Genomic DNA, 23,812 nt, shown 5'->3' with positions numbered 1-23,812 from the left:
TGGGGCAATGTCAGGTCAGGTGGAAAAAGGGTCGCCGCCTCGGTGAGCTGCGGCCCATCGCATCAAGGGCGCTGCAAGCGCCACTGAGGGTGTCGCCGCTCACCGCACCACCTGCGCCAAAGCCGCCATGAGCTTGTGTGCGCTCACCGGCTTGAACAACACCTCAAAGTCCGATTCACGCAAACGTTGAAGGCTGGCTGGTGCTGTTTCACCTGTGAGGAGGATCACCCTGGGAGGATCGTCCATTTTTGCGGCAAGGCCGGAAGAGAAGTCCAGGCCGTCTTTGCCGTTGGCCAGCCTCACGTCGCACAACAGCACAGCATGTGGGTCGTCGAGCGGCTGGCTTTGCAGGGCTGCCCATGCTTCATTGGCCGAACCAACGCACGTGGTTTTTACCCCGTGAATCTGCAGCAGCGTGGCGATCGCGTAGCGCACGTCTTCGTCGTCATCCAGGACCATCACCCGCTCGGGTAGATCTGCGTTTGGCGCTGCGTTACCTGTTGGCAGCACAGGTTGGCATGCGTGTTGCTGTTCAGCTGAGGCGGGCGGCAATACCAGCCGGAACAGGCTGCCGTGCCCTTCTCGGGATCGAACCACAATGGGGTGCTCCAGCAACCTTGACAACCGGTCAACGATGGCCAGGCCAATGCCCAGTCCCTTGGATCGGTCGCGGCCCGGATTGTTGATCTGGTAAAACTCGTCAAAAATGTGCTCGATCTGGTCTGAGGCCATGCCCAGCCCCGTGTCGCGCACGTCGATCCAGATTTCTTCCTGGCGTTGACGTGCCACCACCACAACGCCCCCTTGGTGGGTGTACTTCAGTGCGTTGGCGACCAGGTTCGCCAGCATTCGCTGAAGTAACTCAGCATCGCTGCGAACCCACAAATCCGTGGAGCGCACCCTCAGTTCCAGCCCCCGTTCACCGGCCTGCTCCGAAAACACGTTGTTGAGGGCTTCGAACCCGCTCTGCAAGGGAACCGGGACCACTGCTGCGTGCACGGTGCCTGCGTCGAGCCGGGAAATGTCCAGCATGGCATCGAAGGAAGTGCCCAGCAGGTGAATGGACTTCAACAACCGGCTGGCCGTGTCGTGGTCGGGGGTATGTCGGAGCGATACTTCCAGCACAGCACTGCACAAGGCAATGGCATGCAGTGGTTGGCGCAAGTCGTGGCTTGCCGCTGCCAGGAACAGTGTTTTTTCCTGGCTCGCCAATTCAACCAGTTCAACTTGTCTGGCGAGCTGCTCTGCCAAAGCCATTTTTTCGTACCGGGCCACCAGCGAGTCCGTGAGCAGCTTGTGATGCTGCATGGCGTACTTCCATGAGGTCATCGCATAAAGAAAGATGAGCACACCGCCAACCCAGTAGACCGTTTCCCCCTGCAGGATAAGCGCCAGCGTCAGGAGCGCCGTCAGCGGAACACTGAAACTGATGACGGCGGCCTTGACCGGTGCCATCCACGTCATACCGCCTGAATGAATGCTCAGCGTGACAACGACCACAAAGGCCGCCACGAGTACGTCGGAGACAGGCAGGAACAGGACCGCCGCTGCCCCCCAGACCGCGCCGTTGGCACCCAGGAGAAACAGCAGGAAGATCGCCTCTCTGGGGCGCTCTTCTGGCATCTCGGTGCTTTGTGAATGGCGCCGCACCCACCAGTATCGAACGAGTTGATTCAGGTGTATGAGAACCGCCCACACCAGCACTATGGGGTCTGACAGCTGGTGGTAGATCGCCAGCCAAAAGATCAGGGCAATGACAAAGGCCGCCGGGCTCGCACTCTGGTTTGACTCGAGCAGCAACGCCCATTGCTCTCTCCTCACCCGCCGATTCAAGGTGGTTGCCGCCGTTGCTGAAAGCGCTGTTTCTGCAAGTTTTCTTGGCATGCGAAGGCCTGTGCCTCAACGCAGGGCGCTGATCAGCTGGGCGCGAGACTTGACGCCAAAATGAAGCAATAGGGTGGTGACGTGGTTTTTCACAGTGCCCTTGGCCAGAAAAGCGAGCTCACCAATCTCGCGGTTCGACTTGCCTTCCAGAATCCATTCAAGAATCTGGGTTTGGCGCTCGGTGAGCCCCTGACCCTTGTCGAACAGGGTGGTCGAGTCCCACGGCAAGTTGACCGCAGCGTTGTTGATGGTCATCAGGCCCTGGTTTTGCAAGTACCCGATGACCTCTGCCAGGTCACCTGTCTTTTTCAGGTAGGCGAGCGCTCCCATCGCCATGGCGCTCTCGACTGTCGCGGTGTTTGAATCCCCCGATATCACCACCATCGAAGCAGAGGGGAACTGTGCCCGGAAAGCCGCCAAACCAGACAGGCCGGTGGTGTCGGGCAGCCCAAGGTCCAGGAAAACGAGACGAATATCGGCCTGATGGGCCGCGAAAAGCTCGAGTGCGCTGGCCAATGTGGGGGCCTCGAATATCCGCATGGATTCATTTGCATGCCGAGAGTGCGCTTGAATCAACGATCGCAATCCCCAGCGAACCACCTCATGATCGTCAACGATCAACAGACCGCGCACCTGCGGGCGGCGCTCTGCCGAGATGTTCGACCGCTCACCTGTTGGGGCAAGCTCGCTGCTGGTGGCCTCAGGTCGGTGTGGCATGCCTGAATGATAGGCAATCCACTTGTATTTCGGAAGCAATCAGATTTCCGCGGTCAGTTTGCATGCCGCCCTGCGCACCGTTGACCAGCTGCCCCAGTCAAATCAGCTCAAGACCACGCTGGACAAACGCCGGCGGTAGGTCGCCACTGTCGGATCTTCCGGGGGCACCTGGCCTTCGGCCACTTTGGGCTTGGGCGGGTCGATCACATCGAGGATGGCAATGTAGGTTTTGCGCGCCAGCTCGTCATTCCACGATTTGTCGCGCATCAGGATTTCCAGCAGTTCGTCCATGGCGGGCACGAACTGGTTGTTGGCCCAGAGCATTGACGCAAGGTTGTAGCGGGCTTCAAAGTCGCGTTTGTTGGCGGTGATGGCAGCTTGCAATTCGGCGGCGCGGGCCTCGGGGTTGACCACAGTGGCTTGAGCGTCGCGCGCCTGCATCCAGCGGTTCAGGGAATCCAGGCGGCGAACGGCCAGTGATTTGGCGATGACCGGGGCGAAGGCCACTTTCGCATCGTCGTCACGGTCAAGCTGCAGCAACAGCTTGACCAGGTCAAATCGCGCATCGTCGTTTTCACCATCGGTTTCCACCGCAAGCTGCAGCTTGGCCAGCGCGCCTTCGACATCGCCCTCTGCGAGTGCATCGAGGGCCTCCGCCTCTTCTTCGATCGATTCGAGCTCCTCGACCGCAGGCAGGTGTTTGTCCAGGAAGGCTTTGATTTCGCCTTCGGGCAGTGCGCCCATGAAACCATCCACAGGCTGACCGTTGTGCAGCAACACGCAGGTCGGGATGCTGCGGATGCCAAAGGCCTGGGAGAGTTGTTGCTCCTGGTCGGAGTCGATCTTCACCAGCTTGAATCGGCCGGCGTATTCGGTCTCCAGCTTCTCCAGCATCGGGCCGATCACTTTGCATGGGCCACACCAAGGGGCCCAGAAATCGACCAGAACGAAGGTGGTCATGGAGGCCTGGATGACCTCGGTTTCAAAATTGGCGGCAGTGACGTTGATCATGGCGGGGGCTTCTGTTGGGGGACGGAGCGTCGAACCAAAGGAAGCATGGTTGAGCGCAAAACGTAAAATCGACACTTTAACGGAGCCGGCAAGTGGCTTGCCAGTTTCACCCCACCAGCGAACGCTGGTTTTTGGCCAAAGGCTCTCTCCTCATGAACCCCATCCAGGTTGGCGTGGTCATGGGTTCCAGCAGCGACTGGGACACCATGCAGCACGCGGTGCACATCTTGAAAGAATTCGGCATCGCACACGAAGCGAAGGTGGTTTCGGCCCACCGCATGCCCGACGACATGTTCGCCTACGCCGAAGCCGCCGTTGGCCGGGGTATGAAGGCCATCATCGCGGGTGCTGGCGGGGCGGCCCATTTGCCCGGCATGATCGCGGCGAAAACCGTGGTGCCTGTGCTGGGCGTGCCGGTGCAGACCAAGGCCTTGTCTGGCGTTGATTCGCTGCACAGCATCGTGCAGATGCCCAAAGGTGTGCCCGTGGCCACATTTGCCATCGGCCAGGCCGGTGCCGCGAATGCAGCCTTGTTTGCGGTGGCCATGCTGGCCAATGAAGACCCGGCTTTGCATCTGAAGCTGGTGGCTTACCGGCTTGCGCAGACCGAGGCGGCCCGCGCAATGACGCTACCTGCCTGACCCTATGAGCTTAAATTCGCTTTTGCCCGGCGCGCTGTCGGACCGTGGTCAGCCCATCACCCTGGGTGTTATGGGCGGTGGCCAGCTGGGCCGCATGTTTGTGCAGGCCGCGCAGGCCATGGGCTATTGCACGGCGGTGCTCGATCCCGATCCGGCCAGCCCGGCGGGCCTGATCAGCCACCACCACATCCAGACCGCCTACGACGATCCGGCTGGCCTGGCCGAGCTGGCGCGGCTGTGCGACGCCATCACGACAGAATTCGAGAACGTGCCGGCGCCCGCGCTGCGCAAGCTGGCCGAGAGCCGCCCGGTGGCGCCGTCTGCCGATTGCGTGGCCGTCGCGCAGGACCGTTTGCAGGAGAAGACGCACTTTGTGCAGTGCGCGCCGATCAGCGGCGTGTTCCCGGCGCCTTACACGGGCATCGAAACCGCTGGGCAGTTGGCGGCGGTGGCCGATGATTTGTTGCCAGGCATCCTGAAAACCGCACGCCTGGGCTACGACGGCAAGGGTCAGATCCGGGTGAAGAACCGCGCCGAGCTGGAAGCGGCATGGACCCAGCTTGGTGGTGTGGTTTGCGTGCTGGAAAAGCTGATGCCGCTGCAATCAGAGTGCTCGGTGCTGGTGGCGCGCGGGGCCGACGGCAAGACCGTGTGCTTCCCGGTGCAGGCCAATACCCACCACGACGGCATTCTGGCCATCACCGAGGTCTTCGAAGGCGCCGTTCCCGTTGAGCTGGCGGCGCGTGCGCAGGCCAGCACGGTGGCGGTTGCCGACCATTTGAACTACGTGGGCGTCCTGTGCGTCGAGTACTTCGTGGTCGACAATGGCGCGGGCGGCTCGGACCTGATCGTCAACGAAATGGCGCCACGCCCGCACAACAGCGGTCACTACACGCAAAACGCCTGCGACATTTCACAGTTCGAGGCGCAGGTGCGCGCTCTGGCCGGTTTGCCTTTGAACACGCCGTGCCAGCACAGCCCCAGCCTCATGGTCAACCTGCTGGGTGATCTCTGGTTCGATGCCAATGGCATGCGCGCCGAGGCCAGTGAGCAGCCGGTTGTACCGCCCTGGGCCGAGGTGCTGGCCTTGCCGGGCACCCATTTGCACCTGTATGGCAAGACCAGTGCCCGCAAGGCCCGCAAGATGGGTCACCTGAACATCACCGGCGCAACCGTGGCGCAGGTTCGCGAGACAGCGTCTCTGGCGCTGGCCTTGCTCGGTTTGCCCGGCTTGCCCTGATCGCTCCATGGCCCTGGTTTTAAGTGCGGATGCCCCCGCGAACATCGAAGCTGCGGCGCTGCGTCTGGCGGCGGGTTCGTTGGTGGGACTGCCGACCGAAACCGTGTACGGCCTGGCGGCGGATGCGGGCAACGCCAGCGCGGTGCAGCGTGTTTTTGAAGCCAAAGGTCGGCCCGGTGATCACCCCCTGATCGTGCATGTGGCCCCTTCGGCCACCGCAGATGCCGAGGGCTGGCGCGCTGCTGTGGCGCCTTTTGCCCGCGAAGTGCCCGAGTTTGCTGTGGCCTTGATGCAGGCCTTCTGGCCCGGTCCGCTCACGCTGATCTTGCCGCGCCGACCAGAGGTGGCGGCGGTGGCGGCTGGCGGGCAAGATTCGGTGGGGCTGCGTTGCCCTTCCCATCCGGCTGCCTTGGCTTTGTTGCAGGCGGCGCGTGCACACGGAGTCATGGGTGTGGCCGCTCCCAGCGCCAACCGGTTTGGCCGCGTGAGCCCGACCACGGCGGCACACGTGGCAGAAGAATTTGCTGCGCTGTCTGACGCAGCGTTGCTGATCCTGGACGGTGGCGCCTGCCCCGTGGGCATCGAGTCCACCATCGTGGACTGCTCCCGTGGAGCCCCGGTTTTGCTGCGCCCGGGCATGCTGACGCCTGCGCAGATTGAAGCCGCTTGCGGCCAACCACTGCGGGAGCGCGACGAGCAAGCGCCGCGTGCCTCGGGAACGCTGGCATCGCACTATGCGCCGCGTGCCGCGGTGCGGCTGATGCCCGCGCCGCAGTTGCAAGCCGCGCTGGACTTGATGGGCAAAGACGCCAAAAACATCGCGGTCTATGCCAGCAAAGGGGTTCGGGTAGACGGGGCCCTGCCCCGGCGCCGCATGCCTGAAATGGCTGCAGATTGTGCGCAAGAACTGTTCGCTGTTTTGCGCGAGCTGGACGCCACAGGCGTGCGCCTGATCTGGGTCGAGACGCCACCCGTGGGGCCGGACTGGGATGGTGTGCGCGATCGCCTGGAGCGCGCCGCCGCCTGAGACGCCCGGTCTGTGGCCTAGCCTTTCAGGCAGGTGCTCATGAAAGCCTTGCGGTCATTCCCTTTGAGGGCCTTGGCGGAGGCGTCCACGTTGCAGCTTTTCATCCTGCTTTGCGGGGTGGTGCCTGCCACCGCAACGGTTTCGCCCTTCAGGCAGGACTTCATGAACGCCTTGCGGCCATCGCCCTTGAGGGTTTTGGCCTTTTCGTCGGCGTTGCAGGTCTTCATGCGGTTTTGCTGGCCGGTTGCAGGCGGGACTTCGGCAGCAGGGGCCGTGGTGGCTTTGGCGGTTGCCGTGGTCATCGGTTTGACGGACGGGGTTGCCGGCGCAGCGGCCTGTGCCATGGCGATGGTGAAGGTGCCAGCCAAAGCGATCAGCGAGATAAGCTTTTTCATGATTGAGATGTCCTGAAAGCAGTCAAACCCGGGATTGGGCCGGCTGGCCTGGAACAGGCTTGCGCAGGTTACCGCCGGTCAACTTAACCCTTGCTGATGGTCGGAGCCTGTCCCCGAACCGGGCGGGTCTACCAGGCCAGGTAGGCGTACCCGCTTTCCTGCAACTCCATCACGGCCGCAGCGCCAACCTCTTCCACCTGGGCAATGTCCAGCATGTCTTCAGGCGCCCAGCCCACGGTGTGCATGGTGTTGCCGCAAGCGATGAACTTCACGCCGTAGGCCTGCGCCATGCTTTTCACCCGCTGCTGGTGCAGCTCGGGTACCGGGCGCTGGGGTTTTTTGGCCAGCAGGTGAATGCCGGGACCCCAGACCACCACCACGATCGCCACATCGTCCACATACTTCTTGAGCATGGCGCTGACGGAGTTGAGGATGGCTTCCTGGTACTCGGGCTCGGCCCGGTTGAGCTGGTAGACGATTTTGTGGAGCGCGTCGTCGCCGAACGCGGGGAATCTGGGTGCGGGTGCGGGTGTGGCTGCGCGGGCGCCGGTTGCGACGGCAGAAAGGGCGAGCATCCGGCCGAACCAGCTGCGACGTCCCGAAACGTTGGCATTTTTCATACCCGGGAGCGTAGAGGCAAACGGGCGCGCTGTCATCCTGCGCGGAACGCCGGTCTTGCGTGTTTCAAGGGCAGGTGATCGGACGCCGTGTTTGGCGGGTCATGGTCGCCCAGAGCTGGATGCTGCTGCGGGCAGGGCTTGCATAGGCGCGGCGCCAGAATTTGTCTTGTTCAGCCTGGCGCAGGTGCTCGGCGTATCGGCGTGCGGTGGCGTAGTCGTGGGGATTGAGTGGCATGCTGGCCTCCAGTGGTCGGTGCTTTGACTTTATGGATAAAGCCAATGGGGTGAAACCACCAGAAAAGCCAAATGGTTTTGCAAAAAATGCAAAGCAGATACGATGCGAACCATGAAACTGGACTTGGACGACGCCGCGCTGTTCCTCCGCGTGGCCGAGCTTGGCACCCTGTCGGCCGCTGCGCGCGAACGCAACCAGCCGGTGAGCCAGATCTCGCGCACCTTGGCGCGGCTGGAGGCGCGCTGCGGCGCCCGCTTGATGCACCGCACCACCCATGGGCTCTCCCTGACCGACGAAGGCGATACCTTTGCCGAGTATGCGAGGCGACTGGTGGACACGCGCGACGAACTGGCGGCCGCATTCCGGCACAAGCAGAACGGCCCCAGCGGCTGGGTGCGTCTCAGTGTGAGTTCGGTCCTGGCCGAGACCCTGATCGCGCCGAGCTTGCCATCTTTGTATGAGGCGTACCCGCAGTTGCAGGTAGACATACTTGCCGATGACCGCATGAGCGACATGGCGCGCGAAGGCGTGGACATCGCTATCCGCACAGGCGCGCCGAACCTGGACAATCTGGTGGCCCGGCAGATCGGCGACCATGGGCGGCGTCTTTGCGCCTCACCGGCTTACCTGAGTCGTTTCGGCGCCCCCCGGCACCCCGATGACCTGCCGGCCCACCGGCTGATCACCAGCAGCGCCAGCCCCAGCGTCAACCGCTGGCCGTGGGCGCCACGGCGCGATGCCCCGGCGGGAGGGGTGTATTTCGCCCAAGGCCATACCCGCACCGACAATTCCGCCTTGATGATGACGCTGGCCTTGCGCGGCGTTGGCATCGCCAGGCTCAACGATTTGCTCACGCGCGATCAGATGGCGCGCGGCGATCTGGTGTCGGTGATGGATGACTGGTTTGATCGCGGCCGGGTGCCGATCTATGCCGTGATGCTGCCCGAACGCCACCGACTGCCCAAAGTCAGGGCCTGTATCGACCACTGGGCGCGCTGGGTCTCGGGCGAAGCGCAAGGCCTTGAACCGTCTGCACCCTAAAATCCCACCCCTATGCTCAAGATCAAACAAGAATTGCTGACCGGCCTGGCCACCGCGCTGGAGTCGGTGTCGGCCGGTGCGGGCGCCAAGGCTGCCTTCGAATCCCCCAAAGTGGCGGCCCATGGCGATTTCGCTGTTACTGCGGCCATGCAACTGGCCAAACCCCTGAAGCTCAACCCGCGCCAGGTGGGTGAGCAGCTGCGCGAGGCGCTGCTGGCGCAACCGGTGTACCAGCAATGGGTGTCTGAAATCGACATCGCCGGTCCCGGCTTCATCAACATCCGCCTCAAGCCCGAAGCCAAGCAGCAGATCGTGAAAGAAGTGCTGGAGGCGGGCGATCGTTTCGGCTTCACACCGAGCAACGGCCAGCGCATGATGGTCGAGTTTGTATCGGCCAACCCGACCGGCCCGCTGCATGTGGGTCACGGTCGCCAGGCTGCTCTCGGCGACGCGATTTGCAGCCTGTATGCCACCCAGGGCTGGGATGTGCACCGCGAGTTCTATTACAACGACGCGGGCGTGCAGATCGGCACCCTGGCCACCTCGACCCATTTGCGCGCCCAGGGCTTCAAGCCCGGCGACGCCGAATGGCCGAGCGGCGAAAACGCCGCCGCCTACAACGGCGACTACATCCAGGACATCGCCAACGACTTCCTGGCCAAAAAAACGGTCGAGGCGGATGACCGCTCGTTCACGGCCAGCGGCGACATCAACGATCTCGACGGCATGCGCCAGTTTGCCGTGGCCTATTTGCGCCATGAGCAGGATCTGGATTTGCAGGCCTTTGCGGTCAAGTTCGATCACTATTACCTGGAGTCCAGCCTCTACACCAGCGGGCGGGTGGAAAACACCGTCAAGAAGCTGATCGAGGCCGGCAAGACCTACGAGCAGGATGGTGCGTTGTGGCTCAAGTCGACCGACTACGGCGACGACAAAGACCGCGTCATGCGCAAGACCGACGGCTCGTTCACCTATTTCGTGCCCGATGTGGCGTACCACATCGCCAAATGGGAGCGCGGCTTCACCAAGGTCATCAACATCCAGGGCACCGACCACCACGGCACGATCGCCCGGGTGCGCGCCGGCTTGCAGGCGGCCAATGTGGGCATCCCCGAGGGCTATCCCGATTACGTGTTGCACACCATGGTGCGCGTGGTCAAGGGTGGAGAAGAGGTCAAGATCAGCAAGCGCGCAGGCAGCTACGTGACGCTGCGCGACCTGATCGAATGGACCAGCAAAGACGCGGTGCGTTTCTTCCTGCTCAGCCGCAAGCCCGACACCCAGTACACGTTTGATGTCGATCTCGCGGTGCAGAAGAACAACGACAACCCGGTGTACTACGTGCAATACGCCCATGCGCGCATCTGCTCGGTGCTGGCGGCTTGGGGCGGCGACCGCGCCATTCTCAAAGCGGTTGACCTGTCGGCGCTGGAAAGCGCCCCCGCGCAGGCGCTTTTCCTGCTGCTGGCGAAATACCCGGCGATGTTGAGCGACGCCGCGCGCGACTTTGCGCCGCACGATGTGACCTTCTATTTGCGCGAGCTTGCCGCCGCGTACCACAGCTACTACGACGCCGAGCGCATCCTGGTGGACGACGAAAACGTGAAAAACGCCCGGTTGGCGCTGGTCGCGGCCACCGCTCAGGTGTTGCACAATGGGCTGGCTGTGCTGGGCGTGAGCGCTCCAGTGAAGATGTGAAACCCCGAAAAAATATGAATTCTCTTCAATTAAAGGCCCGCGCCCAGTTGGGCGGCACCTTGGCCGGCCTGGTGATCGGCATCCTGATCGGCTTGGCAGCGGCGCTGGCCGTGGCTGTGTATGTGAGCAATGTGCCCGTGCCTTTTGTCGATCGAGGCGTCACGCGCAAGCCTGGCCAAGATGCGGCTGAAGCCGAACACAACAAAGGCTGGAACCCCAACGCGGGTCTGGTCGGGTCGCAAGAACCTCTGCCTGACCCCACCACCAGTGGCCAGGCCGGTGCCGGCCCAACGCTCTTGGATCCGGGTCCGTCGGAGGAGGGCGCTGCGGCCTCCGATCCCTTGGGGGATCTGGTGCGTTCCAAGCTGGATGACGACGCGCCCGCCGCTCCGGTGCCGGTTGTGCCGGATGTCGTTGCTGTGCCCGCCCCAGTTCCGGCTCCAGCCGCAGCGCCCGCTACAACCCAGGCTCAGCCCTTTACTTTCTTTGTTCAGGCCGGTGCTTTTAGCTCGGCCGACGATGCCAACGCCCAGCGCGCCAAGGTGGCGTTGATGGGCATGGCCTCACAAGTCACCGAGCGCGAACAGTCCGGCCGCACGGTGTACCGTGTGCGCCTGGGACCTTTCAATCAGCGCCCCATGGCCGAGGCGACCCGCGACCAACTGATGAAGGGCGGCATTGACGCCGCGCTGGTTCGCGTAGAGCGGTGATAGCTGGCGGCGGTTTGCCCAGATGGGCCACCTTGATGGCTCAATCCGATCGAACCACCGCGGAACTTTCGTTTGCCACAATGGCCCAAGCAGGTCTGACACAGGAGCTTGTTTTATGCAACGTAGAGATTTTTCCCGTTCACTGATGACCGCTGGTGCTTTGGCATCGGCATCGGCGTTGACCCCTGCATGGGCGCAGCGCATCGGATTCAAAGAAGGCACCGACTACCAGCGACTCGCCAAGCCAGCTTCCGTGGCTGCAGCGGCCGGGCAGATTGAAGTGGTGGAGTTTTTTGCCTACTCCTGCATACACTGCTACCGATTTGAGCCACTGCTTGAGGGGTGGATCGCCAAGTTGGCCGGCGATGTCAAGGTGCGCCGCAACCCCGTGGCTTTCAGCCCGGCTTTTCAGCCTATGCAGCGCCTGTACTTTGCGCTGGAATCCATGGACTTGGTCGACAAGCTGCATGCGAAGGTATTCCACGCTTTTCATGAAGAAAACCAGAAACTGGTGACACCCGAGGCCATCACTGCCTGGGTCGAAAAACAGGGCGTTGACCGCGAGCAATTCCTCTCCTTCTTTAACGGCACAGCAATCAAGATGTCTGCCGCAGCGACGCAGCTGCAAGATGCCTATCAGGTCGAAGGCACACCCGCCCTGGGCGTTGCCGGGCGGTTCTATGTTGGTGGACAGGGCCCAAAGACGCTGGTGATCGCTGACTCGCTGATCGCACAGGTGCGCAAAGGCTGACGACCTCGCCTCAACATGTCATGGCCCGGATGTCTGGGCCATTTCTCCGTTCGCTAGAGACCTTCTCTCGCCGGACATGCGGCTTTTTGGCCCTGCCCCGGTACAATGAAAGCGAATGCAAGATTTGTGCCCTAAGAACACCATGCCCCATCAAACCACCGCTTTTGTCCGGCGCAGCCGTTTGGCTGTTGCCCTCTCTGGAATGTTGCTGGTAGCGGCAGCCGCACATGCTGAGTTGGCTGACAAAGACAAGCCGATGAACATCGAGGCGGACTCGCTGCGCTACGACGACAAAACGCAAACCAGCGTGTTCTCTGGCAACGTGTTGGTCACCAAGGGAACCATCATCATGCGCGGTAGCGTGATCAAGATCCGCCAGGATGCCAAAGGCAACCAGTTCGGCGAACTGGATGGCACCGACAAGGCGCCTGGCTTTTTCCGCCAGAAGCGCGAAGGCGTCGATGAGTGGGTGGAAGGCGAGGGCGTTCAGGTGGTCTACAACAGCGAGACCCAAACCGTGGTGTTGAATGGCAACGCCACGCTGCGGCGCTACCGCGGAACCCAGCTCAACGACATAAACGAGGGCAACCAGATCGTTTACAACAGCCTGACCGAGGTGTTCAGTGTGAAAGGTGGGCCGAACAACGCTTCGGTCACCAATCCATCTGGTCGTGTGCGGGCCATGCTCACGCCCATTCCGAAAGACGAAGCGGCCCCTGCGCCATCGACCGACGGCGCGAAACTCCGTCCCAGTGGCAAGATTGGCGAGCAGCGTAAGTGAGCGCGGCCCCTGAGGTCAGTGCTGTTCCGCTTGAGCCGATGGCGGTGCGCAGCCGCCTGGAAGTCAAAGGCCTGAAAAAGGCCTATGGCACCCGCAAAGTCGTGAAAGACGTGTCTCTCACCGTTGACAAGGGTGAGGTGGTTGGACTGCTCGGCCCCAACGGCGCTGGCAAAACGACATCCTTCTACATGATCGTGGGCTTGTTGCGGGCCGACGGCGGCGAAATCTTGCTCGATGACGCGCGCATCGAAGAGCTGCCCATTCACCGCCGTGCGCGCCTGGGCCTGGGCTATTTGCCTCAAGAGGCCTCGATTTTTCGCCGTTTGAGTGTGGCGGAAAACGTGCGGGCGGTGCTGGAGCTGCAGCGCGATGAAAACGGTCGCGCATTGAACGAGCCCGAAATTGAACGGCGCCTGACCGAATTGCTCAAAGACCTTCGCGTGGATCATCTGCGTGATTCACCCGCACCTTCGTTGTCGGGTGGCGAGCGCCGGCGTGTGGAAATCGCCCGCGCCCTGGCCACGCGCCCGCGCTTCATCTTGCTCGATGAGCCATTTGCCGGTATCGACCCCATTGCGGTGCTGGAGATTCAACACATCATCGGATTCCTGAAGTCGCGCGGCATTGGCGTGCTGATCACAGACCACAACGTGCGCGAAACACTCGGTATTTGCGACCATGCCTACATCATCAGTGATGGCCAGGTTCTGGCCAGCGGCACCACAGCGGAAATCGTAGAAAACGCGGAAGTGCGTCGGGTGTACCTCGGCGAAAACTTCCGAATGTGACGGCATGTCCGCGGTGATTCGAGTCAGATACGATGACTCCATGAAAGGGCTGGGCCAGTGAAGCAAGGCCTGTCGCTGCGCGTCTCACAGCATCTGGCCTTGACGCCTCAGCTGCAGCAATCGATCCGTCTGCTGCAGCTCTCTACCCTTGAGATGGCGCAGGAAGTTGAGCAAATGCTCGACGAGAACCCATTTCTTGATCGTGAAGAAGAGCGCGCTGAGCGCGAAGAATTTGGCCTCGATCAAGGGGATGCTCAGGTCAGTGCCTCAGAGCAGATTGCCGAAGTCGCCTCGGTGGCGGAGACCGATGTTGACCTGACGCCGCAAGAAGGCTTGCAACCCAGCCTGACAAGCAGTGCCAGCAACGACTCGGGCAGCGCCGAAACGCTGGAGAGCCGGATCGATGGTGAAGCCAAGCTGGAAGAGAGTTGGGATGGTGATGGCTCGGTTGAGATGGCGCCCGATGATGGCGAATGGGGCGGTGACGCACCTGCACGCAACAACAACAGCACAGGTGGCGACGATGACACCGCGACCGCAGCCGAACTGGCTCAGTGCCCGGTCAGCCTGCAGGACCATTTGCACGAACAGGCGCGGTGCCTGCGGTTGAGTGAGACCGATCAGGCTGCGCTCTATTTCCTGATCGAATCGCTGAACGACGATGGCTATCTGGTCGACGACTGGACCGAACTGGCTTTGGCTTTTTGGCGCTTGCTGCATGGGCGTGATGCTCTTTCACCAGGCATAGAGGCCATTGAACAAGCCGAGGAGCAATTGCGCACGGCGATAGGCTGGCTGCACAACATGGAGCCCACGGGTGTCGGTGCACGGGATCTGGGCGAATGTTTGCGCCTGCAGATCGAAGAGCTGCGCAACAGCCCGGAGGCGCGTGCCGCGCTTGTGATCTGCGGCCAGCCGCTGGAACTGATTGCCAAACGCGATGTGAAGCGCCTGTGTGCCCAGTGTGGGCTTGACGATCAAACCGTTCGCGCAGCCCTCGGCTTGATTGCCGGTCTGGAGCCCAAGCCGGGTCGGCAGTTTGTCGATGTGGAGCGCAATGTGGTGGTGCCCGACGTGATCGTGACGCATGCAGGTCGCGGCTTCAAGGTGCACCTCAATGCCGAGGTGATGCCACGCTTGCGCGTCCACGATGTGTATGCCAACGCCATGCGTCAAAACCGGGGCGGCAAAGACGGTGGTGGTGCGGCGGGCCACGCGGCCATGCAGCAGCGCTTGCAAGAAGCGCGCTGGTTCATCAAGAATATCCAGCAGCGGTTTGACACCATCCTGCGCGTCTCGACGGCCATTGTGGAGCGTCAACGCAACTTCTTCACCCATGGCGAACTGGCCATGCGGCCGCTGGTTTTGCGCGAGATTGCAGATGAACTGGGCTTGCATGAGTCGACCATCAGCCGCGTGACCACCGCCAAATACATGGCCACGCCATTTGGAACCTTCGAGCTCAAGTATTTTTTCGGTTCGTCGCTGGGCACCGAGGCGGGCGGCAATGCGTCGAGCACGGCCGTTCGGGCCCTGCTCAAGCAGCTCATCGCGGCAGAAGAGCCGAAGAAGCCGTTGTCAGACAACCAGCTGTCTGACCTGCTGAAAGAACAGGGTATTGAATGCGCTCGCCGCACTGTGGCCAAATACCGGGAAGCCTTGCGCATTGCGCCGGCCAATTTGCGGAAGACCTTGTAGCTCCCTGTGCCGCTTTGCGCCTTTCCCCTGAAGGGGGAGCCACGCCAGTGGCCTGGCAATGCCAGTTCCACGGCGTGCGCTGGGTTAAGGCATTTCCCCCTGAGCCAAAGCCCGATGCTCAAAGGTCAAAGGCATCGAATCAAAGGTATTTATGAACCAACTCAAACTCTTTTTGCCCTGCGCCGCAGGTGTTGAGGATCTCCTCGCCGATGAGGTGCAGCGCATCACCAACGAACCGTTGGCTTTCAAGGCCCGTGGCGGCGTGGGTGTTCAGGCTTCCTGGCGAGATGCCATGCGCCTGAACCTGCACAGCCGATTGACCCAGCGGGTGTTGGTGCAGCTCTGGCATGGTCCCTATCGCAGCGAGCAAGACCTGTACAACGCTGCCGGCGAAATCGCCTGGGAAATCTGGTTCACGCCGCAGGAAACGATCAAGGTTGAAATCACTGCGCAACACAGCCCGCTGACCAGTCTCAATTTTGCTGCGCTCAAGATCAAAGACGCCATTTGCGACCGATTTCGCAACAAGCGCGGTGAGCGTCCAAGCGTGAACACCACCTGGCCTGACATTCGCATTTACGCCCACCTCACCACCGACGAACTCACGATCTACATTGACACCTCGGGCGAACCGTTGTTCAAACGCGGGTGGCGTGAAGACAAGGGCGATGCGCCGCTGAAAGAAACGCTGGCCGCTGCAATGATTGCCGCCACGGGTTGGGGCGATTGCGCCGACCAGCCGCTCGATGAGATCGCACCGCTGTATGACCCCTGCTGCGGCAGTGGCACAGTGCTGATCGAAGCGGCGCAAATCGCGCTCAACATTGCACCAGGCCTATTGCGTCGCTTCGCCTTCGAGAAGATGCTGCCCTTCCAGGACCACGTGTGGCAAGCCATCAAAGAGCAGGCGTTCCAGGATGAGCGCGAATGGCCTGAAGGCCATGCCCCTATCGTGTTTGGCAGCGATGTGTCTTTCCGAATGGTCGATTTTGCGCAGCGCAACGCTGAGCGCGCCGGCGTGGCCCACGCCATCGACCTGCGCGGCGGTGATGCGCTGCAACGCTTGCCGCCGAGTGAAAAGCCCGGCGTGATGTTGCTCAACCCGCCCTACGGCGAGCGAATTGCTGCGGCAGGTGTGGCCGGTCAGAACGCTGGCGAACGCGCCAGCGCGCGTTCGGAGCGGGCCGCCGCACCAAGGCACGGACGAGGTCAGGACGAAGCGCCGCGTCTGGGTCGCGAGAGCGCCCAAATGGACGACGGTGGCGATGGCTCTGACTTCTTTAACCAGCTTGCCGCCCATTGGAAGAGCCATTACGCTGGCTGGAGCGCCTGGTTGCTCACACCCGACCTCAAGCTGCCGGGCAAGATGCGCTTCAAGGAGTCGCGCCGCGTGCCACTGTGGAACGGGCCGATTGAATGCCGCTTGTTCAAGTTCGAGCTGATGGCGCGACGCGTGGCGCCCACGGCCCAAGACGTTCCCAGGGCGTGAACAACGCGGATGGCGCAATGAAGCTGGTCATCGACACCAACATCGTGCTTGATCTCTGGGTGTTTGAAGATACCGCCAGCGCACCGTTGCGCGACCTGCTGGCCGATCCAGGTGTCGTCTGGCTGGCCACCCATGCCATGCGCGAAGAACTGGAAAGGGTGCTGGCCTATCCGCAAATCGTCAAACGTTTGACGGCGCGCGCCTTGCCCGCCGAGGTGGTACTGGCGTTGTTTGACGCGCGCTCCCAAACGGTGCCCGCCGCCGCCAAGGCACCATACACCTGCAAAGATGCCGACGATCAGCGGTTCATCGATCTGGCGGTGGCGCACGGTGCCACGCTGCTCAGCAAAGACGCCGAGGTGCTGTGCATGGCCAGGCGACTCTCCAAGCTGGGCGTGATGGTGACGCGTGCGTTCCCGGGCAACATGCGCGCCGTTGCATCGTACTGAAGTGCAGATGCCCGGCGGTCCAGCACGGGAGGGCGCATGCCAAACGGCTTTGTATGGCCGCTTGGCCGAACTTGTTGCCGGGTCAGAACCCGTCATGTGCGCCTTGAGGGCGGCACGCGAACTGGATCTGGATTCTTGGTGCATTGGGGCCGGTCTGATTCGCGGTCTGGTCTGGGATCATTTGCATGGTTTCGAAGAACCAAGCCTGTGCGCTGACGTGGATCTGGTGTTCTATTGCCCAGACGGCCCGGGCCGGATGCAAGAGCGATCGATCGAGCAAGCGCTGTCAGCCATGACGCCCGGTCTGCAATGGGATGCGGTCAATCAGGCTGGCGTGCACCGCTGGTTGCAACCGCGGTCCCCTGGGCATGTGATTCCTGCTTTCAATTCTTTGGCCGATGGCATTGCGTCTTGGCCAGAGACTGCGACCTGCGTGGGGGTCACACTCAACGCAATGGACGAAATCGGTGTGATCGCTCCCCACGGGTTGAGCGATCTCTTTGATATGGTTGTTCGCTGGAATCCGGCGCGTGTATCACGGACCATCTACGAAGAGCGGGCCGCAGAAAAGCGATGGACGGCGCGTTGGCCACGTGTGAAGGTTCTGCCTTGCTGACGCGGTGGCCTCGCATTTGATTAGGTCAAGTCAGGTAGGCACCACAGGCGGCAAAACTTGGGCATGGCGCTCTCGCTTGCTTGGGGGGCGCGCACCCTTTCATTGAGGTGTGGTTGTTTTTGAGGCGCGTTTCATGGCTACAGATCCCCGCGCCGGAGGCGTGTTTGAAACCAGCCGCATGCTGCCGTTCAGGCCGGAAGACGTATACGCCGCTTTTGCCCAGGCCGATCAACTCGCGCAGTGGTGGGGACCAGATGGTTTCACCAACGCTTTTGAGGTGTTTGAATTCAGGCCTGAGGGCCGTTGGACGTTTGTCATGACCGGGCCTGATGGCCAGCGCTACCCGAATCAAAACCAGTTTGTGGAAACATCACCTGGCAAGATCGTGATCCGGCACCTGTCGTTGCCCCATTTCACTTTGACTGTCTCGATGCTGCAACAAGGCGGCCAGACCCGTTTGCATTGGCGCCAGATCCTGGATGACCCAGCGGTGGCCACTGCTGTTGCACACATCATTGAGCCGTCGAACGAACAGAACCTGAATCGGCTTCACAAGCTGTTGGCCTCCCGGGCGGCACAATGAACCAGCCCGGCAGCCAGCTCTGAGCATCATCCGGGCTTTTCGCGCCGTGTGTATGGTCGAGACCCGGCAAACCATCGATTTCCAACCCGTTGAATGCATTTATGACCCAACCGATCTCCAGCCTGGCCCTGTTGCTGCAGCACATGACGCCCGTTCTCAACGCAGGTGAGTATGTGTTTGCCACCGTGGATAGCGCTGTACAGCTGGACCTGAGGCAAGTGATTGCTTGCATGCGCGAGCCCGAAGGCCTGTCGGTCGTGCTGGAGGTGGCTGGCGCCGAGCGGTTGGGCTTTGCCACTGACGTGCGCTTCGCGTGGATCACCCTGCTGGTGCATTCCGATTTGCAAGCCGTGGGCCTGACGGCGGCGTTTGCCAGCGCGCTGGGGCGCGAGGGCATCAGCTGCAACGTGGTCGCAGGTCATTTGCATGACCACATCTTTGTGCCATCGGGCCAGGCTGAAGCGGCAATGGCTGCATTGCGCGCGCTACAGCAAGGTGCCCAGGCCGCCCGCTGAAACCCTGAGCCCGACTGCGGGTGCGGCTTTGTGCCAGACTCCCCCAATCAAGCTCCCCCCATTGAACCCACATGACCATCACCCTCTCCAGCGCCACCCTGCCCGTTTTTCAAACCGCCCTGACCAATCTGGGCCATTGTTTGAAGAAGGCCGAGACCAATGCCATGGCGCGCAGTTTCAGCCCCGAGGTGTTGGTGGGCCTGCGATTGGCGCCCGACATGTTGCCGTTGGCATCTCAGGTGCGCATCGCCTGCGATGCAGCGAAAAATGGCACGGCGCGCGTGAGTGGCATGGAAGCGCCGACGTTCGCAGATGACGAAACCACGTTCGCGCAGCTTCAAGAGCGCATCGCCAAAACCCTGGCCTGGCTGGCCACTGTGCCGACCGATGCCTTTGATGGCCGCGAGGCGCAAGAAGTGACCTTCCCGATTGGCAAAGAAGCCACCCGCACCATGAAGGCCGAGGCTTATCTCAAACACTGGAGCATTCCCAACGTGTATTTCCACGTCACCACGGTCTATGCTTTGCTGCGCCAGGCGGGCGTGGATCTGGGCAAGGCGGATTTTCTGGTGGGCGCGCAGGCCGCCGCTTGAGATATTGAATCCATGAAACCTGTTGTTCGAACCTTCTTTAAGGGCCTGCGCGTGGTGCTTGGCCCGGTGATGCTGCTCAAGGAGCGGGTCAGCAAGCCCAAAGGCATGGTGCGCGATCCTTCGGTGCAATCGGTTGTGAACTTGCAGTGCAAGAACCTGGCCCTCTACCAGTTCCAGACCTGCCCGTTTTGCATCAAGGTGCGCCAGGAAATGCGGCGCCTCTCGTTGCCGATTGAACACCGCGACGCTCAGCACGACACCGCTCACCGCACGGCGCTGTTGCACGGTGGCGGGGCGGTCAAAGTGCCTTGCTTGAAAATCAATGATGGCAGTGGCAAGAGCCAATGGCTCTACGACTCCACCGCCATCATTGCCTACTTGCAGGCTCGCTTCGGCAAGGCCTGATCACTGTGTGAGACGCTGATGATCGGTCCTTGTCCATCGGTTGCGCGCGCGGCCTGACCAGCCACGACAGCGCCCACCGCACCATAGGCCAGTTCGGTTTCGCGCAGGCTTTTGTTGCCAGTGCCACGACTGCCTGGGCGGTGCCCTGGGTGCACCTTGACAGGGCGCCGATCGCAGAAGGCCTGCCAGGTCAGCCCAGCGAGAAGCGCTCGGCGCTGGAGCGCGCCCAGTAGAGCTTGTACACATCATGCAGGCTTTCAGCGCCATCGAGCAGGGCACCGGGTGGCACGCCAGGCATGAGCTTGGACAGCAGGCGCACTTCGTTTTCGTTCACGCGCCGAACGATGTCGTTGGCCGAAATTTCATTGGGATGCAGCAGGCCCGCTGCTTGCACCAGCTCTTTCAACGCATGCAGGGTTTCGTTGTGGAAATTGAACACCCTGGTGGATTTATCGGGTACCACCAAGGCCTGTTGCCGCACCGGATCTTGCGTGGTCACACCGGTTGGACAGTGCCCGGTATGACAGGTCTGGGCCTGGATGCAACCCAGAGCAAACATGAAGCCGCGCGCGCTGTTGCACCAGTCGGCCCCCAGCGCCATGGCGCGCAGCACGTCGAACGCACTGACAATTTTTCCTGCTGCACCGATCTTGATACGGTCGCGCAGGTTGAGGCCAACCAGGGTGTTGTGCACCAGGTGCAGGCCTTCTTGCAATGGTGCGCCGACATGGTTGGTGAACTCCAGCGGCGCTGCGCCTGTGCCGCCTTCGCCACCATCCACGACGATGAAATCAGGCGTGATGCCTGTTTCCTGCATGGCGCGAGCGATGGCGAACCATTCCCAGGGGTGGCCGATACAGAGCTTGAAGCCAGTCGGCTTGCCGCCAGAGAGTTCGCGCAGGCGGGCGACGAAATGCAGCAGACCGATAGGGGTTGAAAACGCGCTGTGCGCCGCAGGAGAGAGGCAGTCTTCTCCAACCGGAATGCCTCGAGCCGCCGCAATCTCGGGCGTGACTTTGGCGCCAGGCAGCATGCCACCATGGCCCGGTTTGGCGCCCTGGCTCAGCTTGATTTCGATCATCTTGACCTGCGCGTCCAGGGCGTTGGCCTTGAACTTCTCCTCGTTGAACAGCCCGTCATCGGTTCGACAGCCGAAATAGCCCGAACCGATTTCCCAGATCAGGTCGCCACCATGCATGCGGTGCCATGCCGCAATGGAGCCTTCGCCGGTGTCGTGCGCGAAGCCCCCGCGCTTGGCGCCCGCGTTGAGCGCCTGCACGGCGTTGGCCGAGAGTGCGCCAAAGCTCATGGCCGAGATGTTGAACACACTGGCTTCGTAGGGCTGGGTACACGCGGGGCCACCCACCGTGGTGCGGAAGTCGTGGCTGTCGATGGTGGTCGGGGCCAGCGAGTGGTTGATCCATTCGTAGCCGGTGACTTTGACATCGAGCTGGGTGCCGAATGGGCGTTTGTCTGTTTCGCCTTTGGCCCGTGCATACACCAGGCTGCGCTGGCTTCGCGAAAACGGGGTGGCTTCGGTATCGCTTTCCAGAAAATACTGCCGAAGTTCTGGTCGCACCTTTTCCAGGATGTAGCGAAAGTGGCCAATGATGGGGTAGTTGCGCAGCACCGCGCGGCGCGACTGCACCAGGTCCCAATAACCGACGGCCGACAGCGCGCCAAACAGGAGAAACCACCAGCCGCCCCTGCCAAACGCCAGCAGCGCGAACAAGCTGAGCAGCGTCAGGAACACACACAGGGCAAGTGCGGTGTACCGAACAGGGTAGAGGGCGTTGAGGCGATCGAGCATGCAGGACTTTCTCAGGGCTGCAGTGCCCTAAACTGTTGCCATCATAAAACCGCCCTGTTGCACTTAAGCAAAATGAACACCGATACCAGCCTGGACCCCATGGACAACGAAGATTTCGACGCGCTCGATGAGATCCTCGACGATTTGCGCACACGGGGCGAAGACGTGCCTCAGTGGGAGTTTTGCGAAGGAGCGATGGCCGCGTTGCTGTGTACCCGTCGTTTGATCCTGCCCGACGAATTTTTTCCCTTGCTGCTTGGAACGGGTGACAGCCAGCCGGGCAAGCCCAGTGGCGATGAAGAAGATACACACTTCAAAGACGACGCTCAGTTTGAGCGTTTTCTGTCGCTGTGGACGCGGCGCTGGAACGAGGTCGCGACCGCCCTGGGTATCAATATCGAGACGCTGGAGGACGAGCGCAGTTACCACCCCGAGGTGATGGACGTGCGCGGTGCGGTGGCGGGTTTGCCTGAGGCCGAGCGCGCCGAACTGGACGGACAGGAACTGCCTGCTTTTGCGCAGGTTTGGGCGTTGGGCTTCATGTTCGTGGTGGAAAACTGGTCAGACGACTGGGCCGCTCCGCGCGACAAAGAAATAGCCTCCATGCTCGATGACGCGCTGGAGTCGATTGTGATCTTGACCGAAGACGACACGGAAGAGCCCACGGTATGCATGCACAGCGAAGACGGCCCTCCCAGCGTCAGCGATGAGCGCTTGAACGCGTTCGGCGCGGCCATCTGGGCCGTTTACGATCTGCGTCAGATCTGGCAAAGCCTGGGCCCGCGTGCAGACCCGGTGCGCAAAACTGACGAACCTGGCCGCAACGACCCCTGCTTCTGTGGCAGCGGGAAAAAATTCAAGAAATGCCACGGTGCCTGATGGCGCGGACCTTAGCTTTTTTGCATACCCCGCAACAGCTCCAGGACCCGCGCTCGGCTGCGTTCGAACTCCGTGTTGAGCAAGGTGCTGGCCAGGTCCATGCGACCTTGGCGCGCGAAGGCCAGCGCCTTTAGAGCGAGTTGATGGAAATGTTGGTGCTCTTGTATGAGGGCGTCGACTTCTGGCGCGTTGCCAGAGGGGCCGTTGCGCACGGACCCGATCCATTGGCCCAACCCGCTGTCTGCGGCGCTGGGCAGTGGCGCCAGTGGGGCAGGGCCGGAGGCATCAACAGACAGGTGTTCGTTGAACAAAACGCACCATTCCAGATGGTGGATGATGGCTGTTTGCAGCTCTAGCCGATCTGGCGCCCGGTTGCTTCGTTCGCCTGCGCCACACGGCGCCAAATCGATTTCAACGTCGGCCTTGGGCGGCGCTGTTGGGGTGACGGGTTTGGCGTTTGGGCGAGAGAAAAACTGGAGGATTTTCTGAAGTCGCATGCTCAAGACACAGGGCTGGATAGCATCCCGGTAGGGGGGCAACTTTCGAGAATAGCTGAGGGCTGAGATCCCTGGCGCTGTCTGCTTGTGTAACACCTTGTGTCAGGACGTTGGACGCAGGCAGCGTTGCCATTTGGGTGTTGGGGTGTGACATTTGGCACACAACTTTTCGGCTGGTTTCACCGTGTCATTTGTTGGTGGTGTGCGTCAGCGCACAAAAGCGGCGGTCTGTTCAGCGAAGCCTGAGCAAAAGGCCGTTCAGCGCATGGGCGACGGTGGCTCGCCGCACCGCTTGACGGTCACCGGGAAGCCTCAGGCATTCGCTGGTGACCCCATTGGGTCCGGCCCAGCCAAACCACACGGTGCCCACGGGTTTGTCGGCGCTGCCTCCGGTGGGGCCAGCCACGCCTGTGACAGCAAGGCTCCATTGCACGGGCGCATGGGTCAAGGCGCCGGTGGCCATGGCCCGAACCACGGGTTCGCTCACGGCGCCATGGGTTGCCAGCAATGCGTTCGAAACCCCGAGCAGCTCGGTTTTCGCCGCGTTGGAGTAGGTCACAAAGCCTCGCTCGAACCAGTCGCTGGAGCCGCTGAGCTCGGTACAGGCGCCGGCAATGAGGCCGCCGGTGCAGCTCTCGGCCGTGGCCATCTTTGCGCCATTTGCGCGCAACGCGTCGGCGAGTTGGAAGACAAGGTTGGGCATGTCGGTTTGGAGCGAGGGTGAGGCAGTCATGTTGGG

28 protein-coding genes are annotated in these 23,812 nt (G+C 61.7%); 19 read left to right on the top strand and 9 right to left on the bottom strand.

The window, feature by feature from the left end; all coding sequences use genetic code 11:
* Positions 1-99 precede the first annotated feature (99 nt).
* The 3 genes from LPB072_RS21730 to trxA form a co-directional block, all read right to left on the bottom strand.
* Positions 100-1,800 carry an ATP-binding response regulator gene (locus LPB072_RS21730; RefSeq protein WP_197508876.1) on the bottom strand — a complete coding sequence of 567 codons (1,701 nt, stop codon included), beginning with the start codon at positions 1,798-1,800 and terminating at the stop codon, positions 100-102.
* A 99-nt stretch (positions 1,801-1,899) separates the two neighbouring features.
* Positions 1,900-2,601, bottom strand: a complete 702-nt coding sequence (locus tag LPB072_RS21725; protein WP_066095991.1) for a response regulator transcription factor — start codon at positions 2,599-2,601, stop codon at positions 1,900-1,902.
* 102 nt (positions 2,602-2,703) lie between these two features.
* A complete protein-coding gene (trxA, locus tag LPB072_RS21720) occupies positions 2,704-3,612 on the bottom strand; it encodes a thioredoxin (RefSeq protein WP_066095988.1) in 909 nt (302 codons plus the stop codon).
* Positions 3,613-3,764: 152 nt separating this feature from the next.
* Between trxA and purE the strand changes: the two genes are divergently transcribed.
* From purE to LPB072_RS21705, 3 genes are read left to right on the top strand one after another with little or no spacing between them, the layout of a single operon-like run.
* Positions 3,765-4,253 carry a 5-(carboxyamino)imidazole ribonucleotide mutase gene (gene purE / locus LPB072_RS21715; protein ID WP_066096248.1) on the top strand — a complete coding sequence of 163 codons (489 nt, stop codon included), beginning with the start codon at positions 3,765-3,767 and terminating at the stop codon, positions 4,251-4,253.
* 4 nt (positions 4,254-4,257) lie between these two features.
* Positions 4,258-5,493 carry a 5-(carboxyamino)imidazole ribonucleotide synthase gene (locus LPB072_RS21710; RefSeq protein ID WP_066095985.1) on the top strand — a complete coding sequence of 412 codons (1,236 nt, stop codon included), beginning with the start codon at positions 4,258-4,260 and terminating at the stop codon, positions 5,491-5,493.
* Positions 5,494-5,506: 13 nt separating this feature from the next.
* Positions 5,507-6,520: an L-threonylcarbamoyladenylate synthase gene (locus LPB072_RS21705; RefSeq protein ID WP_066096246.1), complete on the top strand. Its 1,014-nt coding sequence runs from the start codon at positions 5,507-5,509 to the stop codon at positions 6,518-6,520.
* Positions 6,521-6,537: 17 nt separating this feature from the next.
* Here the strand turns inward: LPB072_RS21705 and LPB072_RS21700 are convergent, their stop codons facing one another.
* From LPB072_RS21700 to LPB072_RS23600, 3 genes are all read right to left on the bottom strand, one after another.
* Positions 6,538-6,915, bottom strand: a complete 378-nt coding sequence (locus LPB072_RS21700) for a PsiF family protein (protein ID WP_066095980.1) — start codon at positions 6,913-6,915, stop codon at positions 6,538-6,540.
* A 128-nt stretch (positions 6,916-7,043) separates the two neighbouring features.
* A complete protein-coding gene (locus tag LPB072_RS21695; RefSeq protein ID WP_197508875.1) occupies positions 7,044-7,535 on the bottom strand; it encodes a DsrE family protein in 492 nt (163 codons plus the stop codon).
* A gap of 64 nt (positions 7,536-7,599) precedes the next feature.
* On the bottom strand, positions 7,600-7,770 hold the full coding sequence (locus LPB072_RS23600) for a hypothetical protein (RefSeq protein ID WP_157559383.1): 171 nt from the start codon (positions 7,768-7,770) through the stop codon (positions 7,600-7,602).
* A 111-nt stretch (positions 7,771-7,881) separates the two neighbouring features.
* Here LPB072_RS23600 and LPB072_RS21690 point away from each other — a divergent pair, with 111 nt between their 5' ends.
* The 15 genes from LPB072_RS21690 (at position 7,882) to LPB072_RS21620 (ending at position 20,120) form a co-directional block, all read left to right on the top strand.
* Positions 7,882-8,811, top strand: a complete 930-nt coding sequence (locus LPB072_RS21690; protein ID WP_231943341.1) for a LysR family transcriptional regulator — start codon at positions 7,882-7,884, stop codon at positions 8,809-8,811.
* A 12-nt stretch (positions 8,812-8,823) separates the two neighbouring features.
* A complete protein-coding gene (gene argS, locus LPB072_RS21685; protein WP_066095974.1) occupies positions 8,824-10,509 on the top strand; it encodes an arginine--tRNA ligase in 1,686 nt (561 codons plus the stop codon).
* 14 nt (positions 10,510-10,523) lie between these two features.
* Entirely contained in the window at positions 10,524-11,219 is a 696-nt protein-coding gene (locus LPB072_RS21680) for an SPOR domain-containing protein (RefSeq protein ID WP_066095972.1), read from the top strand.
* A gap of 115 nt (positions 11,220-11,334) precedes the next feature.
* Positions 11,335-11,970, top strand: a complete 636-nt coding sequence (locus tag LPB072_RS21675) for a thiol:disulfide interchange protein DsbA/DsbL (protein WP_066095970.1) — start codon at positions 11,335-11,337, stop codon at positions 11,968-11,970.
* A 142-nt stretch (positions 11,971-12,112) separates the two neighbouring features.
* On the top strand, positions 12,113-12,751 hold the full coding sequence (gene lptA, locus LPB072_RS21670; protein WP_066095967.1) for a lipopolysaccharide transport periplasmic protein LptA: 639 nt from the start codon (positions 12,113-12,115) through the stop codon (positions 12,749-12,751).
* Between the two features lie 38 nt (positions 12,752-12,789).
* Positions 12,790-13,539 carry an LPS export ABC transporter ATP-binding protein gene (gene lptB, locus LPB072_RS21665; protein WP_066095964.1) on the top strand — a complete coding sequence of 250 codons (750 nt, stop codon included), beginning with the start codon at positions 12,790-12,792 and terminating at the stop codon, positions 13,537-13,539.
* Positions 13,540-13,596: 57 nt separating this feature from the next.
* Positions 13,597-15,237, top strand: coding sequence for an RNA polymerase factor sigma-54 (gene rpoN / locus LPB072_RS21660; RefSeq protein ID WP_066095961.1), 1,641 nt, complete (start codon positions 13,597-13,599; stop codon positions 15,235-15,237).
* A 151-nt stretch (positions 15,238-15,388) separates the two neighbouring features.
* Entirely contained in the window at positions 15,389-16,726 is a 1,338-nt protein-coding gene (locus LPB072_RS21655) for a THUMP domain-containing class I SAM-dependent RNA methyltransferase (RefSeq protein ID WP_066095958.1), read from the top strand.
* A 17-nt stretch (positions 16,727-16,743) separates the two neighbouring features.
* Positions 16,744-17,175, top strand: coding sequence for a putative toxin-antitoxin system toxin component, PIN family (locus tag LPB072_RS21650; protein WP_066096239.1), 432 nt, complete (start codon positions 16,744-16,746; stop codon positions 17,173-17,175).
* Between the two features lie 61 nt (positions 17,176-17,236).
* Positions 17,237-17,791: a nucleotidyltransferase family protein gene (locus LPB072_RS21645; RefSeq protein ID WP_231943339.1), complete on the top strand. Its 555-nt coding sequence runs from the start codon at positions 17,237-17,239 to the stop codon at positions 17,789-17,791.
* 133 nt (positions 17,792-17,924) lie between these two features.
* Positions 17,925-18,374, top strand: coding sequence for an SRPBCC domain-containing protein (locus LPB072_RS21640; protein ID WP_066096234.1), 450 nt, complete (start codon positions 17,925-17,927; stop codon positions 18,372-18,374).
* A 101-nt stretch (positions 18,375-18,475) separates the two neighbouring features.
* Complete coding sequence (locus tag LPB072_RS21635; RefSeq protein ID WP_066095956.1) at positions 18,476-18,889, top strand: ACT domain-containing protein; 414 nt, start codon at positions 18,476-18,478, stop codon at positions 18,887-18,889.
* 71 nt (positions 18,890-18,960) lie between these two features.
* The gene (locus tag LPB072_RS21630) at positions 18,961-19,482 is read left to right on the top strand and encodes a DUF1993 domain-containing protein (protein ID WP_066095953.1); all 522 of its coding nucleotides are present in this window, start codon (positions 18,961-18,963) and stop codon (positions 19,480-19,482) included.
* A gap of 12 nt (positions 19,483-19,494) precedes the next feature.
* The gene (locus LPB072_RS21625; protein WP_066095950.1) at positions 19,495-19,887 is read left to right on the top strand and encodes a glutaredoxin family protein; all 393 of its coding nucleotides are present in this window, start codon (positions 19,495-19,497) and stop codon (positions 19,885-19,887) included.
* A gap of 29 nt (positions 19,888-19,916) precedes the next feature.
* The gene (locus LPB072_RS21620; RefSeq protein WP_066095947.1) at positions 19,917-20,120 is read left to right on the top strand and encodes a hypothetical protein; all 204 of its coding nucleotides are present in this window, start codon (positions 19,917-19,919) and stop codon (positions 20,118-20,120) included.
* Here LPB072_RS21620 and LPB072_RS21615 read toward each other — a convergent pair.
* On the bottom strand, positions 20,078-21,697 hold the full coding sequence (locus LPB072_RS21615; protein WP_066095944.1) for an FMN-binding glutamate synthase family protein: 1,620 nt from the start codon (positions 21,695-21,697) through the stop codon (positions 20,078-20,080). The genes LPB072_RS21620 and LPB072_RS21615 overlap by 43 nt on opposite strands.
* A 72-nt stretch (positions 21,698-21,769) precedes the next feature.
* Between LPB072_RS21615 and LPB072_RS21610 the strand changes: the two genes are divergently transcribed.
* Entirely contained in the window at positions 21,770-22,576 is an 807-nt protein-coding gene (locus LPB072_RS21610) for a UPF0149 family protein (RefSeq protein WP_066095941.1), read from the top strand.
* Positions 22,577-22,587: 11 nt separating this feature from the next.
* Here LPB072_RS21610 and LPB072_RS21605 read toward each other — a convergent pair whose 3' ends face one another.
* Positions 22,588-23,073, bottom strand: coding sequence for a CZB domain-containing protein (locus LPB072_RS21605; protein WP_066095938.1), 486 nt, complete (start codon positions 23,071-23,073; stop codon positions 22,588-22,590).
* A gap of 232 nt (positions 23,074-23,305) precedes the next feature.
* Positions 23,306-23,806, bottom strand: coding sequence for a CinA family protein (locus tag LPB072_RS21600; protein WP_066095932.1), 501 nt, complete (start codon positions 23,804-23,806; stop codon positions 23,306-23,308).
* Between the last annotated feature and the right edge of the window lie 6 nt (positions 23,807-23,812).

The organism is Hydrogenophaga crassostreae, assembly GCF_001761385.1.
GTDB classification, from domain to species: Bacteria; Pseudomonadota; Gammaproteobacteria; order Burkholderiales; family Burkholderiaceae_C; genus Hydrogenophaga; species Hydrogenophaga crassostreae.
This window is presented reverse-complemented; position numbering and strand designations above follow the sequence as displayed.